Source organism: Corallococcus sp. AS-1-6, assembly GCF_020037015.1.
Taxonomy (GTDB): domain Bacteria; phylum Myxococcota; class Myxococcia; order Myxococcales; family Myxococcaceae; genus Corallococcus.
This window is the reverse complement of record NZ_JAIQDE010000011.1, coordinates 144685-160557: the sequence shown is the minus strand read 5'-3', so window position 1 is coordinate 160557 and position 15873 is coordinate 144685. Positions and strand designations below refer to the sequence as shown.

Here is a 15873-nt window from a genome sequence, read left to right as displayed (position 1 = left end):
TGGCGCCGCGCAGGGCGTGGAGCCCCGAACGCCGCGTTCGGGGCTCCACGGGGTGCGGCCCGCCCGGTCAGGCGGGCCGCGGGGTCCTGCTAGAGGCAGATGGACGCGTTCTGATCGTCCCTGTCACTGTTGTTGGTGACGAAGTTGAACCCACACGCGCCTGGCGCCCCACAGCCCATGTGCGGCGCGGAGGCACTCGAACCGCAGCCGTCGTTGTCCGCGTCCGGATAGAACGCCGTCTGGGTCCCTTCATCGACCTGGCCGTCACAGTTGTCGTCGATGTTGTTGCAGACCTCGGTCTGTCCGGGGCTGATGCTCGCGTTGCTGTCATTGCAGTCCGTGGGGATGAGGCTGGGCACGTAATGGCCCCGGACGATGACCTTGCCGCTCGGGTCCGTCAGGTTGCTGGGGTCCGTGCACCAACGCAGCTGGAACGTGGTCCCCGCGTAGTTGTCCCCGTCTCCGTCGCCGTACCAGATGGGGGCGTTGGGATCGTCGTTCAGGTCGCCGTTGCAGTTGTTGTCAACCTGCGGGCCGGTCGTCTCACAGGTCTCCGGAGCCTGCGGATAGACATTGGCGAGCGTGTCGTCGCAGTCGCCCGGCTTGTCGACGTAGCCGGCCGGAGCCGCGCACGCCTGCGCCGTCTGGCTTTCGCGCCCGAACCCATCGTTGTCCGCGTCCTGGTACCAGGTGCGCGCGTTGATGGCGTCGTCCACCTGCCCGTCACAGTCGTTGTCCACCTGCGCGCTGCTGACGGCTTCGCACAGCTCCACGCTGCCCGGGCTGACGTCACCCCGGCTGTCATCGCAGTCCGTGGTGTTGGCCGAGTAGCCGGCCGGCTTGGTGCAGGCCAGGGTCGTCACGCCGGGGACGCCGAAGCCATCGCCGTCCGAGTCCTGGTACCAGGTCAGCTGGACGCCTTCGTCCACGGCACCGTCGCAGTTGTTGTCGAGCCCGTCGCAGACCTCCGTGCCCGAGGGGTTTGCTTCGCTCCGGCGGTCGTCACAATCGCCCGGGGTCTGCGTGTAGCCGGGAGGAGCGGAGCAGGCCTCCGTGGCGTAGGCCGCGTTGGTCGTCCCGAAGCCATCGCCGTCCTGGTCGGCGTAGTAGGTGGTCTTGACGCCTTCGTCGACAACGCCGTCGCAGTTGTCATCCACGCCGTTACAGACCTCGGCGAGGCCCGGGGCGACGCTGCTGTTGTTGTCGTTGCAGTCCTGGTTGTTGGACACGTAGCCGGCGGGCGTGTCGCAGACGAGCTGGAAGGAGAGCGGGGTTCCGAAGCCGTCGCCGTCCACGTCGCGGTAGACGGTGTTCTTCACGTTCTCGTCCTTCTCGTAGTCACAGTTGTTGTCGAGCCCGTCGCAGACCTCCGGGTTGCCCGGGAACATGGCCGCGTTCGTGTCGTTGCAGTCGTCGCTGCTGCTGACGTACCCGCTGGGCGCGGTGCAGGCCTTCTTCGAATCGAAGGACTGGCCGTGACCGTCGCCATCGCCGTCCCGGTACCAGGTGACGGTGTCGACCGCGGTGCTGTCGTCGATGACCGAGTTGCAGTCATCGTCCGCGCCGTTGCAGAACTCCAGGGCGCCGGGATGGGTGGTGTTGCTGTTGTCGTTGCAGTCGGTGTTGACTCGGACGAACCCATCGGGCTTCACGCATGACATGGTGGACGTCGTGCTGCCGAAGCCGTCCGAGTCCGTGTCCGCGTACCAGAGCGTCTGCGGGTTGATCGTCGCGTCGCTGTCGTTGCAGTCCGTGGTATCGGAGGTGTAGCCCGGGGGCGCGGCGCAGGCCTGGGTGGTGGTGTTGAGGTCGCCAAAGCCGTCACCGTCCGCGTCGCGGTAGAAGGTCGACGTCACGCCCTCGTCGGCGGCGCCACTGCAGTTGTCGTCCACGCCGTTGCAGACCTCGGCCTGGTTCGGAGCAACCGATGCGTTCGTATCATTGCAGTCCGTGTTGAGCGCGACGTACCCAGCGGGCGGCCCGACGCAGGCGCTGACGTGTCCGTTCGGGCTGCCGAAGCCGTCGCCGTCACCATCCGGATACCAGTGGATCTCCGTCACGGTGTTGGTGGTGTCGTCGCAATCCGTGTCATTTGCGACGTAACCCGCCGGCTGCGTACAGGCCTTGACCTCCTGGCTGGGATCACCAAAGCCGTCACCATCCGTATCCGGGTGCCAGACCTTGGGACCGCCCACCGAGGCGTTCCGGTCGTTGCAGTCGTCCTTGTTGTTGGCATAGCCGAACGGCACGGCACCGCACGCCGCCACGGTGATGGGAGGATACGGGGTATCCGAGCCGAAGCCATCGCCATCCAGGTCGACGTACCAGGTCGCGTTGGTGTCGGAGGACCCATCGCAGTTGTCGTCCTGGCCGTTGCAGACCTCGACGGCGGCCGGGCTTACGGTGTCCCGGGTGTCATCGCAGTCCGTGTTGTTGGTGACGTAGCCGGACGGCGGCGAGCAGGCCGCGACCGCGTCATTGGGATCACCATAGGTGTCACCATCCGAGTCACGGAAGTAGTCGGCCGTCACACCTTCGTCGATGGTGTTGTCGCAGTTGTTATCCTTGGTATCGCAGACCTCGTTGGCGCCATCGTACGTGGTCGCGTCGTCGTCGCTGTTCCTGTCGCTGCACTCCAGGCCCAAGGCCTCTTCGACAGGGATTTTGCCGTCGGGACGGCTGCACGCGGGCTCTCCAAAATCCTCGGGTTGGATATGTCCATCACCATCCTGGTCGGTGTAATAGATGTCCGCTCCGACAATCTCGGGGTCATCCAGGTCGACACCGTTGCGGCAGTTGTCGTCAATATTGTTGCAGATTTCCAGCGCATTGGGATTGATGGACTCATTGGAGTCGTCACAGTCGTCGGCATTCTCGACCCAAGCGCCCTCCGTCGGCTTGAAGAAGCCTTCATGCAGCTGCTGACGGTCTCCGAAGCCGTCACCATCTGCGTCGCCGTACCAGGTGCGCCAATACAGCAGGTAGACAGTGCCCGTGGTGCCGCCCGTGGTGGGGGCGCCAATCGCGATGTCGGGATTCCCGTCACCGTTGACATCTCCGACACCCGCCACGGTCGTTCCGGCGCCATCACCCGCAGACTCACCCGAGAAACGATAGAAGTCGGAGAGTGGCTGGGTGTCCGCGAACGGCGTGGGGCCTTCGTGAATCAAGTAGGCGGCTCCCGCACCGGATGCGGTGCCCGGGGCTCCCACCAGATAATCCGTGAAGCCATCGTGATCCACATCCCCCACCGCCGCGACGGAGGTGCCCGCGAGGTCACCCGCCGTACCGACGAACTGCGGGAATGTGGTCAGCGCATGTGTGCCCGAGGAGCCGCCGTACACCAGGTAGGCCTTGCCCGGGAGTGAGCCCGTTCCGGGAGCGCCCACCAGCAGCTCGTCATCCCCATCGCCATCGACGTCCGGCACGCGAGCCACCGAGGTGCCCGCAAGCTCGTTCGCCGTGGCCCCGAGGAGCGTCAGGTTCGCGCTCGTGATGGACAGTGCCGTCGAGCTCTGGGGCAAGGGCCCGAAGAAAACGAAGACGGCGCCCGTTCCGTTGTGCTTGGGAGAGCCGATGATGAGGTCCGTCGCGCCATCGCCATTGAGGTCCGCGGTCGCGAGCGACGTCCCTGCCTGGATCGCATTGCCCGCGGGTCCCGTGATGGTGGTGGCGGCGCCGGTGAGTGTCGTCGCCACGGTCGCCAGATTGATGGGCCCCTTGACGACGTAGACGGCCCCGCTCCCCGTGGTGCGATTGGGGGCTCCGATGATGAGGTCCACATCCGGGCTGCCCGTGACGTCGCCCAGGGCCACGGCGAAGCCAGCGGTGTCATTGGGCGAAAGGCCTGCGATGTTCCTGGCCGTGGAGAGTTGGACCGTCCCCGAGGACAACGAAGTGCCGTCCAGCAGGTAGGTGGTGCCACGGTTCAGGCTATACCCGGGCGCTCCAACCAGGAGGTCGCTCCGGCTCGTTCCCGTGTAATTGCCAACCCCAATACTGGCACCCGCCCGGTAGGCGTTGACACCATTGAGCAGGTTGGAGGCAGTTCTGATGTCCGGGGATGTGTTCCCTCGGAGAACATAGATTTCACTTACGAAGGTGCCGGAGGCAGGACCTGGGGCACCAACGACGAGGTCGCTGAGACCATCGCCGTTGAGGTCTCCGCTGGCCAACGACATACCGGTACGGCCGCCAGCCTTTCCACTAAACCGATCGAGCGGAGCTATCGTCGCCAACGAAATCTCGCCCGTCCCCAGCCGGCTCCTGGTGGATTTCAGCTCCGGGGCGGACGCGGGCCCTTCAGCGGGCTTTTCGCAAGCCGCCAGCAGCAGGGTGGGTACCAACACCCCGGCGTGACACCATTTCAATAAACGCATCGGGACTCCATGAATGGGGTTGGGAACTGCCTGGACTGTCAGGGGATGCCGTTCAACGACTCTCGGAAAACCAACTCCGTGCAGAGGTGGGGGTCACGTCCTCGCGACGCCCGGATCCGCCTGCTGCGTGTCGTCCCTTCTCGGCTCCCCTGACACTTCCTGGATGCGCCGAGTCCCGCCACCGCCACTACATTTTTTCAAGCTAAGCCGACTAAGCCTGAAAGAAAAGATATTCACACTGTTGGACTGATCACTGTCAAGACATATCCAATTCAACAGCGGATGCCCTGGGTAGTGCTTGATTTGGCGGGGCAGAACCGACTGGGTCATTACCCACCGTGAGTGAACCCTATCCACTGAAGGTCATGGCACGTCATCCAGCGCCCCATCCTTCGTCGTTCTACGGGTCTCATCGCCTCGACTGAACGGGCTTTCAGCCGCACCCTTGCCGGGTGAAGGCCCGCCCTGTCGACAATCCGCCCAACCCCTGGGCGAGCACCGCGGTGGAGTACCTGGACGAGATTCCCCCCGCGCGCCTGGAGGTCTGGGAGGACCACAGCCGCTCCATCATCGCGACCAACGACAGCCCCGACGTGTGCTTCTCCTGGAGCGTCAACCCGTACCGGGGCTGCCTCCACGCCTGCGCCTACTGCTACGCGCGCCCCACGCACCAGTACCTGGACTTCGGCGCGGGCACCGACTTCGAGACGCGCCTCGTCGTCAAACCCAACGCCCCGGAGCTGCTGCGCGAAGCCTTCGACCGACCGTCGTGGAAGGGAGAGACGGTCGTCTTCAGCGGCGTCACGGACTGCTACCAGCCCCTGGAGGCCTCGCTCCGGCTCACCCGCCAGTGCCTGGAGGTCTGCGCCGAGTACCGAAACCCCGTGGGCATCGTCACCAAGGGCGTGCTGATTGAGCGCGACCTGGACGTGCTCCAGCGGCTGGCGGCGGAGACACGGCTGTTCGTGAGCATCAGCCTCCCCTTCCACAACGAGGAGCTGGCGCGCGCCATGGAGCCGCTCGTCGCCACGCCCAAGCGGCGCCTGGCCGCCATCCGCAAGCTCACCGAGGCCGGCATCGACGTGGCCGTGTCCGTGGCCCCCATCATCCCCGGCCTCAACGACGAGGACATCGCGCGGGTGCTCGCTTCAGCCCGGGAGGCCGGCGCCACGAGAGCGCACTACACGCTCCTGCGGCTCCCCGGCCCCGTGCAGGCCGTCTTCGAGGAGCGCCTGCGCGCGAAGCTGCCCCTGCGCGCGGACCGGGTGCTGCACCGCATCCGCGAGACGCGCGGCGGGGAGCTCACCGACAGCCGCTTCAAGCACCGCATGCGCGGCGAAGGGCTCTACGCCCAGACCATCCACCAGCTCTTCGCGACGGCGGCGCGCAAGGTGGGCATGCGCGCGTCGTCCATCACGGAGGCCGCGCCGGACACCTTCCGGCGCCCCGCGCGGCCCTCCACCTCACCCCAACTGTCGCTCTTCTAGGCAGCGAAGGGCGCGACAGCCGGGGGCGCTATTTCCGGATGGCTTGCAGGATGGACAGCAGGATGACGGCGCCCACCGTGGCCACCAGCAGCGAGTACAGGTTGAAGCCCGTCACGCCGCTGCCTCCGAAGAAGCTGAACACCCAGCCGCCCAGCATGGCACCCACGATGCCGGCGAAGATGTTGGCGAACATCCCCATCCGGGCGTTGGTGCCCTTGATGATGCTGGCCAGCCAGCCCGCGATACCGCCCAACACCAACCACGAGCAGATTCCCATGCCGTCCTCCCACAGGTAGGGCCGAAGCCTTACCAGACCTCACAGCGGTTCGCAGCGGGCGCCACCATCGGCGAGCCCGCGGGGCAGGAGAAGGCCTGCTGGAACTGCGGCAGGTTCACGTCCGGCCCCTTCACGCGCAGGAACGCCGGCGAGTGCGAATCCGTCAGCGCCCGCTGCCGCGCAGCCTCGTTACGAATCTTCGAGCACCACGATTGCGCGTGCGCGAGGAAGAACTGCTGCCCCGGCGTGAAGCGGTAGGAGTTCGCCTTCGCCGCCTGGTCCGGGTGCTTGGCCAGGTACGCCTCCATGGCCGCGTACGCCAGCTTGAGGCCGCCCAGGTCCGCGACGTTCTCGCCCAGGGTGAGCTTGCCGTTCACCTTCACGTCGTCCACGGCGGTGTACTGGTCGTACTGGTTCCTCACGCACGACACGCGCTCGCGGAAGGCCTTGTCCGACGCCGGGGTCCACCACGTGCGCAGGTTGCCGTCCGCGTCGAACTGGCGGCCCTCGTCGTCGAAGCCGTGGGTGATTTCGTGGCCCACCACCATGCCCATGGCGCCGAAGTTCACCGCCGCGGACGCGTCCCGCCCGAAGAACGGCGGCTGGAGGATGCCCGCCGGGAAGACAATCTCGTTGGTGGCCGCGTTGTAGTAGGCGTTCACCGTGGGCGGCGACATGAACCACTCCTGCCGGTCCACCGGCTGGCCCACCTTGCGAAGCTGGCGCGCCTGCTCGAAGGCGTCCGCCGCCAGCAGGTTGTCCAGGAACGAGTCGCGCGTCACCGTCAGCCCGTCGTAGGTGCGCCACTGGTCCGGGTAGCCGATCTTGTTGGTGATCTTCTTCACCTTCACCAGCGCCTGCGCCTTGGTCTCCGCGTCCATCCAGGACAGCGTGTCCAGGTTGCGCTCGAAGGACTGCTCAATCTGCTGGACCATGTCCAGCGTGGTGGCCTTGCCGTCCGCGCCGAAGGTGCGCGCGATGAAGGGCTTGGCCAGCGCGTGCGGCAGCGCGTCGTCCGTGGCGTCCACGCACTTCTTCCAGCGCGCCAGGTCCGCCTTCGCGCCGGTGAGCACCGAGGACTCGAAGCGGAAGAACTCGTCGCGCAGCGCCTTGGGCAGCGCCGTCTGCACGCTCTTCACCAGGTGGTAGGAGAGGTACGGCCCCATGTCCGTCGGCCGCTGCTGACGCACCAGCGCGGACACCTCCGAGAAGAACTTCGGCTCCGTCACGTTGAGCGCTTCACCGGCGGGCAGCCCCACCTGCGCGAAGTACGTGTCCCACTGGAACGCGGGCGCCAGTTGCTTCAGGCCCTGGCGCTCCAGGCGGTGGTAGACCTTCTCCGGCTCGCGGCGGTCCTCCTTGGGCAGCCGCGCGTTGGCCAGGCGCGTCTCGATGGCGAGGATGCCAATGGCCTTGCGGCTGGCCACGAAGGGCGCGTCGCCCAACAGCTCGAACACCTTCTGCACGTGCGCCTGGTAGGCGTTGCGCGCCTCGCGCATCTTCACGTCGGGCTTGAGGTAGTAGTCGCGGTCCGGCAGGCCCAGGCCCCCGGCGTCCACCACGGCGATGACCTGCGTGGCGTCCTTCTGGTCCTGATCCGAGCCCACGCGGAACAGCGCGTTCACGTCGCGCGCGTGCAGCCACGCCACCGCGCCGGCCACCGCCTGCGGGCTCTTCAGGCCGTTGAGCTTCGCCAGGTACGTGCGCAGCGTGGGCAGCGACTGCTCCAGCTTCGCCTCGTCCATGCAGGAGCCGTAGAAGTCCCCCAGCTTCTTCTCCTCCGGGGTGCCCTCGCCCTGCCCTTCCGCGGCCTTCGTGAGGATGTCGCGCAGCACGGTCTGGTTGCGCTCGGCCACGGTCTCGAAGCCGCGGCTCCAGCGCGCGCGCTCGGCGGGGATCTCCGTGGTCTTCAGCCAGCCGCCACACGCGTACTGGTAGAAGTCGTCACAGGGGTTCACGGACGGGTCCATCACCGCGGCGTCCAGGCCCGGCGGCATGGGGCGCTCGGACATGGGCACGGCGGGGGCCGGCTGCGCGGGCGTGGCCGGCGCGGCGGCGGCCACGGGGGCCGGGGGGGTGGCCTGGGGAGGCTCGGGGGTGGGCTCCGCCGTCTTGCAGGCGGCGCCGAGGACACAGGAGGCGGCGAAGAGGGCCAGTCGCTTCAAAGCGTTCTCCAGCACGGACAAGGGTGAGAATCCGGCGCGCATCAACCCCTGATGCGCGGGGGCATTCCAGCTTCAACTCATGCGCGTGTGGCAGGCGCGCCGCCCGCTGTCCACCATTGAAGCAATGGCGCCGCCTCCGGAAACGGCCGCGCCCCGCGAAACGCCCCTTGCGTGAAGAAGGGGCGCTCCGGGGGCGCGAAGGACTCCGGGTGAAGCGTGGGGGGGAGCGTCAGTCCTCCTTGCCGAGGATGGCCTCCTTGAGGCCGCTGTCCACGGGGTCCTTGCCCAGCCACACGGAGAAGAGCGCGTCCGCGAAGTCCTTGCCCTCCACGTCGATGGACTGGCCGCCCGTCACCTGCACGGTGGTGCCCTTGCCCGGCACGTAGGTGAGGTTGAGCTCCTGGCCCTCCTTCACCTCCGCGGGGATGGCGGCCTTGAAGGCGTCCAGGCGCGCCTGGAGCTTGGGCATATTCGCGCCCGCGCTCTTCTTGAAGCCGTTCTCGATGGCCTCGGTGATCTGCTCCTTCTTGAGGTCGCGCTTCATGAACATGCGCACGCGCTTGACCTCGTCCGCGTTGAGCAGCGCGGTGGCGTCCTGCGTGGGGTTCTCCACGTAGAGGCCCAGCGTGTAGACCTTGAAGATGGCCTTCTTGCGCAGGCCCACGCCGTTGAGCTTCAGCTCCTTGCCGGCCACGGTGGCGGTGTCCGGGTACTTCACACCCGCGATGTCCTTGGCCATGACGGGCGCGGCGAGGGTCAGCGACAGCAGCACGGCGGTCAGCGTCTTCTTCATGGGAAAACCTCCGGGTGGGTTCCTGCGCGATGTTGGACGCAAACCTACCCATGCGTCTTCACGAAAGGAGCCACGAAGGCCCTCCGCGTCTTGACGTACCGCGGCGAAGCGCCCGGAAGACAACAGGTTCTTCAATGAATGCGGGATGCCGGCGCCAGCACCAGGCCGTCCTTCGCGAAGCGCGCCACCTCCGCGTGGAGGTCCGCGGCGGACATGCCCGTGGCCTGGACGACGGCCTCTTCCGACAGGCCCTCCACGGCCATCTTCAGCACCAGCAGCGCGGGCGGCGTGGCCTCCATGTAGAAGGTCACCAGCCGCTCCGGGTGACGCCAGAGCAGCGCCAGCTCCTCCCCTTCCGCCGGCGCGGCCTCCGCGCCCCGGGCCCGCATGAAGGCGCAGAGCCGGTAGGGCTGCTCCAGCACCGTGAGCGTGGGGTTGGGCGTCAGGCGCTCCACGGCGTCAGGGATGGCCTCCTCGGAGGCGAACACGGCGAAGTCCGTCCACTCGAAGCGCGCGAGCGCGGGCAGGAACGGCGGCAGCCCCTTCGCGGCGGCGGCGTCCGCGACGAAGGGCGCGAAGCCCTCGCCCAGGCGGTTGAGCTCGTAGTGCCGCGCGGGGCGCGTGCGGGTGTAGCCGTCCACCAGCGCGTCCCACGCCTCCGGCGCCACCGCCTTGCGCGTCAGCGGGAAGAGCTTCTCCAGCGTGGAGCGCACGTGGCCGCGCACGAACTGGCCATAGAGCGCCATGCGCTCCGGATCCACGTCCCAGCCCGGGTGCGACGCGGACAGCTTCAGCAGCCCCTCCGCGCCGGGCGGCCCGGCGAGGTAGGCGTCCATGCTGTCGAAGAAGTGCTTCAGCGACGGCTTCATCGCGCCCCCTCCGCGAGCACGGCGCGCGCCCGGTCCGCCTCGTCCAGCACGGCGTCCAGGGACGGGATGGCCTGGTCCCATTCAATCAACGTGGACACCGGGCCGGTGCGCTCCAGCGTGTAGCGGTACAGCGCCCAGACGTCGTCGCAGACGCGGTCGCCGTGCGTGTCGATGAGGACCGTCTCGCGCACGTCGTGGCCGGCCAGGTGCACCTGCACCACGCGCTCCAGGGGCAGCGCGTCCACGAAGGCGCGCGGGTCGTAGCCGTGGTTGCGCGCGTTGACCCAGACGTTGTTCACGTCCAGGAGCAGCCCGCAGTCCGAGGCCTCCACCACCTGGCGCAGGAAGTCCGCCTCCTTCAGCGTGCCACCCGGCATGGCCGCGTAGTAGCTGGGGTTCTCCAGCAGGAAGGGGCGCTCCACGCGCGACATGACCTCGCGCACGCGCGGCACCACGTGCTCCACCGCGGCCTCCGTGAAGGGCAGCGGCAACAGGTCGTGCAGGTGCACGCCGCCCAGCCGCGAGTAGCACAGGTGATCCGAGAAGAACGGCGCGTCCAGGCGCTTCACCAGCGCGGCCAGGCGGGTGACGTAGTCGTCATCCAGCGCGTCCGGCCCGCCGATGTTGAGGCCCACGCCGTGCGGCAGGAGCGTCCAGCGCTCGCGGCACGCGTCCAGGGCGCGCTGGGAGCGGCCGCCCAGCGTGAGGAAGTTCTCCGGGATGAGCTCCACCCAGTCCAGCGCGCGCGGCGTGCGCGGCAGCGCTTCGTAGAAGTCGCGGCGCAACCCGATGCCCGCGCCCAGCGGCTTCAATCCATGGCGGTCTGCGTAGCGGGCGGACGGCATGCGGCGCTCCTCCTGGGGGTGAAACAACACGGGCGGCAGGAAGGACCCTTCCCGCCGCCCGCGCGCCTGGGAGGAGACCTGTCACGCAGGCCCTCCCGAGGGGTGACTACTTCTTGCCGCTGCAGGAGCCAGCGCCGCAGGAGCCGGCGCCACAGCTACCCTCGGCGCCCTTCTCCGGGGTCGCGGCGGGAGCGGCGGCGGGGGCGGCGGCGTCGGCGGGCTTGTTGCTGCAGCTCGCCTCGGCGCCCTCGGCCGCGCCCGGCGAGGCGGCGTGCACCTTGCTGCCCTCCGCCGCCTTGTTGGACGCGCAGCCGGTGGCCAGCGCGCCGAGGGACAGGGTGCCGACAACCGCCGCAAGAGCCTTGACGTTCATGTGTTGCTTCCTTTCGTACCGCGTGGGGTGTGACTACGGGGGAATGGATGACGACAACCGCTACGGCTTGAACTGCGTGGAGCCCCAGGCGTCGACCGTGACGTCGGCCCGCTCGCCCACCTTCAGCAGCAGCGCCTCGGTGCGCTTGATGCCGTAGGCCTCCAGGGGAATCTGGAACTTCGCGCGCACGCGCAGCAGCTCGCCCGCGGCGCGGTTCTTCGTCTCGGCGGTCTCCTGGAGGTACGTGGCCGTCACCTCCACGGGCTCCTCGCGCGTGACGCCGTGGATGGTGAAGGTGCCCTTCGTCTTCAGCACCACGGGCTTCGCGTTGGCGAGCGGCGCGGGCAGGGCCACATCCTTGAACTCGAAGACGATGTCCGGGTGCTTCGCCGCGTCCAGCCAGCGGTCGTTCTGCAGGTGGCCATCGCGCGTCTCGTTGCCCGTCTTGATGGACTTCACCGGCACCTGGAAGCGGCCGCTGGCCTTCTGCCCCTTCACGTCCACGCGGCCCGTCACCTGGTTGGACAGGCCATTGATGACCTCCAGCGGCGCGTCCAGCACGAACATCACCGTGTCGCGGCTGTTCGGATCATGGAAGACGAACTGCTTGTCGGCCGGAGCGGGCTCCGCGGCGGACGCGGACAACGACAGGGTGGCGGCGAGCATCAGGACGCTGCGGAACATGGCGGACCTCATCTACGGATGCCGCGAACCTCGCGGATGCATGCGATACGCGACACCCGGGAATCAGTTACGGCCCCTTTTCATTTCCGGGTGTTCACCCCGCGTCGTCCGGGGCCCGCCCGCCGTCCAGCGCCTCACGCAACCCACTGCCCGGCGCAGCATGGAGCTTGACGCCGCCTGGGTCAATTCGGACGCCAAGGTCTTCCAGCAATGGGTTCAATTCAGCGAAGGCGGGCCTTGGGAGGTGACGGGCGAGCAGCGCGTCGAACAGCGGCTGGCCCGCGACGGTGTCCACGGCGTCACCGAAACTTTCGAGTGTCGCGGTGGGGCCGCGCGTGGCGAGCAGCTCCAGCACGTCCTCCAGGCGGGCGCGGCCGTGCGTCACGCGGCGCAGCTCCACGTCCAGGTGGAGCGCGAAGAGCGCGCCGGTCCAGTAGATGCCCATGAAGTTCCGCTCCTCGGCGACGGCCTCTTGCATGGTGCGTGAGCGCGAGGCGGCCTGGCCCCGCGCGAAGCCCTTCGTCAGCTCCTGCCAGGCCTGCTGGGCCGTCTGGCGTCCGGAGCGCGCGCGGGCGAGCTCCGTGTAGTAGGTGGCCAGGCCTTCGGTGAGCCAGGCCACCCGGGGCACCAGGGTTGGATGCGTCAGGTGCAGCATCTCGTGGACGGCGACCCAGTCACGCGCGAAGGACGCGGCGGTGGCGTCCTGCCCCACGAGGATGGAGATGCTGGGCGGTGAGCTCCACAGGGTCATGCCGAAGACCGCGGGCGTGTCGTCGCCGGGAACGGGCACGACGCGCACGGTGATGCGCGGGTACGGGAAGGCCTTGCGCACGGTGAGCACCTCCCGTCCGGCCTGCTCGAGCCACGCGCGGAGATCCTCGTCCGTCAGGTGCGTGAAGCGGCCCAGCAGCGCGACGTCCATCACGGAGGCGCCGACGCGCGCCTCGAGCCGCCAGCCTCCGAAGGCATGGAAGCCCGCGTCGATGAGGTCCTCGCCGCGCAGGTGGTAGACGCCGCGCGCGTCGGGAGTCCATGGCAGGAGCGCGTCCGCGCCGGACACGGTGAGCTCCACGCGCAGGCCGGGCGTCACGCGGCTGGGGGTCAGCAGGTAGGTCTTGCCGGCCACGTGCCACGTGTCCCCTTCCCCCATGCCCCCGAACAGGTGCCCGCCGCCCCCTCGCGAAGAGGAGGCCAACAGGTAGTGATAGCGGAGGATGCGCGCCCCTTCAGGCACCCGCACCACGCCGTCCCGGGGGAAAAGCTCGGCCCTGCTCCCGTCCCCGAACGTCGCCACCACGGAGCTCTCGCGCCCCGGCTGCCGGAAGAGGAACGCGCCAGGAGGCGACGGTGGCAGGGCGATTTCCACATCCAGCCGTGGCGAGGGGTCGCGCGTGTACGTGATGCCGTAGCGAAGGGGCTCATCCTTCCGGGGAGGCGCGAGCGGCACGGAGGCGCACGCCCCCAGCATGAGCGCGAGCCCCACCAGCCACGCGCGGGACACCGTCGTCTTCCTTGCGTCCACCCTGCCCCCACGGTCCGCGGTCCGCGAGAAAGGACTCCACGACCGCCCCCATGCCGTCCAGCCCGGAATGTCGACGAGGGAGGACGCGCGCCCGCTCAGAGGGGCTTCTTGCGAGCACGGCGCGCGGGAGCGCTCCCCGCGAGGGAGCCCACCCGGCGCTTCCGGGAGGGCGCCTTCTTGCGCGAGGCGGGACTCCTCCTCGGCGTCGCGTGCGCGCGAGGCGCCTCACTCCCGGAGTCCCCCTCCACGGGAGCCCCCGCGACGAGCAGCGCGCGCGCCGCGTCCAATATCTCCCCCGCCAGCGGCTGCGACGCGGTGGCCCGGGCGAGCGTCATGGCGCCGAAGCACAGCGTCACCGTCGCCAGCATCTGCTGCCGGGGCGTGGCGCCCTCGCGCGCGGGGAGGTGCGTTTGCGCCTGGCCCACCAGGTCCTCCAGCCCCTGGGCGAACGCGGCCTGCACCTCCGGCGCCGCGCGCGTCAGGTCCGACAGGAGCGACGGCATCATGCAGGCCGTGTCGCCCGTGTCCCGGTCGTACTGGTCCAGGTAGCGCCGCGCGAAGCGCTCCAGGAACGCCGGGCCCCGCATCCCCTCCAGCCCCGCGAGCCAGGGCGTCCGGCGCGCCGTCATGAAGGCGCGCAGCGACTCCGCGAGCAGCGACTCCTTGGAGGTGAAGTGGGCGTAGAAGCCGCCCACCGTCAGGCCCGCGGCCCGCATCACCCGCTCCACGCTCGCACCGCTGAAGCCCTCCGCGCGGAACAACTTCTCCGCCGCCGCGAGGATGCGCGCGTGCGTGGCCTGCTTGTGTTCAGCGGTGTAGCGCATCGCCCCCACTCCCTGCCTGCTCGCTCATCGGGGCTCCCTTGGACTTGAACTGATGGAAGGATGGTCATAATACCATCCCGGTCCAACGAACAGGGTCAGGGAGTGCGCGATGGAACAGCGACGCGTCGTGGTGACGGGAATGGGGCTCATCAGCCCTTGTGGCATCGGCGTGGAGAAGAGCTGGGACGCGCTGGTGAACGGCAAGAGCGGCGTGGGGCCCATCACCCTGTTCGACGCGAGCGCGCTGGACTGCCGCTTCGCCGGTGAGGTGAAGGGCTTCAACCCGGAGGACTACCTCGAACGGCGCGAGGTGCGCCGCATGGACCGCTTCGCGCAGTTCGCGGTGGCCGCGTCGGACATGGCCCTCGCGGACTCCGGCCTGGTCATCACCGAGGAGAACGCGGAGCGCGTGGCGGCCGTCATCGGCTCCGGCATCGGCGGCATCAGCAGCCTGGAGGAGACCCACCGCAAGGCGCTGGAGAAGGGGCCGGACCGCATCAGCTCCTTCTTCATCCTCCAGATGATCATCAACATGGCGCCCGGCTACATCTCCATGCGCCACGGCATCAAGGGCCCGTCCTGGTCCACCAACTCCGCGTGCTCCACCAGCGCGCACGCCATCGGTGAAGCGATGCGCGGCATCCAGCGCGGCGAGTTCGACGTGGCGCTGGCCGGCGGCGCGGAGGCCCCCATCTCCATGCTGGGCGTGGGCGGCTTCGCCGCGATGAAGGCCCTGTCCAACCGCAACGACGCGCCCCAGGCGGCCAGCCGCCCGTTCGACAGGGACCGCGACGGCTTCGTGCTCGCGGAGGGCGCGGGCATCCTCGTCCTGGAGGAGTACGAGCACGCCCGCGCCCGGGGCGCCCGCATCCTCGCGGAGCTGACGGGCTATGGCTCCAGCTCCGACGCCTACCACGTCACCTCGCCCGCGCCCGGCCACGCGGGCGCCCAGCGCGCGATGAAGGCCTCGCTGAAGGACGCGCGCCTCGACCCCGCGGACATCGGCTACCTCAACGCCCACGGCACCTCGACGGACATCGGCGACCTGCTGGAGATGGAGGGCATCGCGAAGGTGTTCGGCGACGCGGCGAGGTCGCTCGCCATCTCCTCCACCAAGTCGATGACGGGCCACATGAACGGCGCGGCCGGCGCCGCCGAGGCCGTCATCAGCATCCTCGCCCTCACCCGCGGCGTGCTGCCCCCCACCATCAACCTGGAGAACCAGGACCCGCGCATCCCGCTGGACTGCGTGCCCAACACCGCCCGGGAGACGCGCGTGAACGCCGTGATGAGCAACTCCTTCGGCTTCGGCGGCACCAACGTCGCCCTCGTGTTCCAGCGGCTCCCGGAGACGCGCTGAGGCGCTGTAAAAAATCTGGCGCCCGTTTACTGACTTTTCCCCAGTCCTGTCGCGCCGCGTCAGTCAAGCGTTCACAGCGCGGTGGACGGGCGCCGCCGCCGCACACCGGAACCGCCTGAAAGCCGTGTGATTACATGGGATTACGTCCCTGTAAGGCCAGGGTGGGGGCAGTCAACCCTTCGCGCGTCGCCTGCGGGACAGCGCTGCGGCGATCCGAAAACGTTCATTGCAAATCGGTAAATCGGTTTGCAGAGTGGATCCAGAGACCCGGTGTCGGAGCGTGGCTCCTGACGCG

General features: G+C 68.6%; 12 protein-coding genes. 2 read left to right on the top strand and 10 right to left on the bottom strand.

The annotated features are described in order from the left end of the window. Positions 1 to 89: 89 nt before the first annotated feature. A complete protein-coding gene (locus tag K8612_RS17595; protein ID WP_223763105.1) occupies positions 90 to 4379 on the bottom strand; it encodes a MopE-related protein in 4290 nt (1429 codons plus the stop codon). Positions 4380 to 4831: 452 nt separating this feature from the next. On the opposite strand from K8612_RS17595, the gene K8612_RS17590 reads away from it, so the two are divergent. After that, a complete protein-coding gene (locus tag K8612_RS17590) occupies positions 4832 to 5866 on the top strand; it encodes a PA0069 family radical SAM protein (protein ID WP_223763104.1) in 1035 nt (344 codons plus the stop codon). Positions 5867 to 5894: 28 nt separating this feature from the next. On the opposite strand, the gene K8612_RS17585 is transcribed toward K8612_RS17590, so the two are convergent. The 9 genes from K8612_RS17585 to K8612_RS17545 all read right to left on the bottom strand — a co-directional run bounded on the left by K8612_RS17585 (position 5895) and on the right by K8612_RS17545 (position 14218). After that, positions 5895 to 6143 carry a GlsB/YeaQ/YmgE family stress response membrane protein gene (locus K8612_RS17585; protein ID WP_223741773.1) on the bottom strand — a complete coding sequence of 83 codons (249 nt, stop codon included), beginning with the start codon at positions 6141 to 6143 and terminating at the stop codon, positions 5895 to 5897. A gap of 29 nt (positions 6144 to 6172) precedes the next feature. Then, a complete protein-coding gene (locus K8612_RS17580) occupies positions 6173 to 8308 on the bottom strand; it encodes a M13 family metallopeptidase (RefSeq protein ID WP_223763103.1) in 2136 nt (711 codons plus the stop codon). 229 nt (positions 8309 to 8537) lie between these two features. Next, positions 8538 to 9101: a chalcone isomerase family protein gene (locus tag K8612_RS17575; RefSeq protein ID WP_223741775.1), complete on the bottom strand. Its 564-nt coding sequence runs from the start codon at positions 9099 to 9101 to the stop codon at positions 8538 to 8540. A 131-nt stretch (positions 9102 to 9232) separates the two neighbouring features. Beyond that, positions 9233 to 9970, bottom strand: coding sequence for a DUF2063 domain-containing protein (locus K8612_RS17570; RefSeq protein WP_223763102.1), 738 nt, complete (start codon positions 9968 to 9970; stop codon positions 9233 to 9235). After that, positions 9967 to 10815, bottom strand: a complete 849-nt coding sequence (locus K8612_RS17565; protein ID WP_223763101.1) for a DUF692 domain-containing protein — start codon at positions 10813 to 10815, stop codon at positions 9967 to 9969. The genes K8612_RS17570 and K8612_RS17565 overlap by 4 nt, the downstream gene beginning before the upstream one ends. A gap of 106 nt (positions 10816 to 10921) precedes the next feature. After that, on the bottom strand, positions 10922 to 11188 hold the full coding sequence (locus K8612_RS17560) for a hypothetical protein (protein WP_128796035.1): 267 nt from the start codon (positions 11186 to 11188) through the stop codon (positions 10922 to 10924). A 60-nt stretch (positions 11189 to 11248) separates the two neighbouring features. Next, positions 11249 to 11872 (bottom strand): YceI family protein, encoded by a 624-nt coding sequence (locus K8612_RS17555; RefSeq protein WP_223741778.1) that lies wholly within the window; start codon positions 11870 to 11872, stop codon positions 11249 to 11251. 94 nt (positions 11873 to 11966) lie between these two features. After that, positions 11967 to 13394: a hypothetical protein gene (locus K8612_RS17550; protein WP_223763100.1), complete on the bottom strand. Its 1428-nt coding sequence runs from the start codon at positions 13392 to 13394 to the stop codon at positions 11967 to 11969. Between the two features lie 95 nt (positions 13395 to 13489). Then, on the bottom strand, positions 13490 to 14218 hold the full coding sequence (locus K8612_RS17545) for a TetR/AcrR family transcriptional regulator (RefSeq protein ID WP_223763099.1): 729 nt from the start codon (positions 14216 to 14218) through the stop codon (positions 13490 to 13492). A gap of 109 nt (positions 14219 to 14327) precedes the next feature. Between K8612_RS17545 and fabF the strand changes: the two genes are divergently transcribed. Beyond that, positions 14328 to 15578 (top strand): beta-ketoacyl-ACP synthase II, encoded by a 1251-nt coding sequence (fabF, locus tag K8612_RS17540; protein WP_223763098.1) that lies wholly within the window; start codon positions 14328 to 14330, stop codon positions 15576 to 15578. Positions 15579 to 15873: the final 295 nt, after the last annotated feature.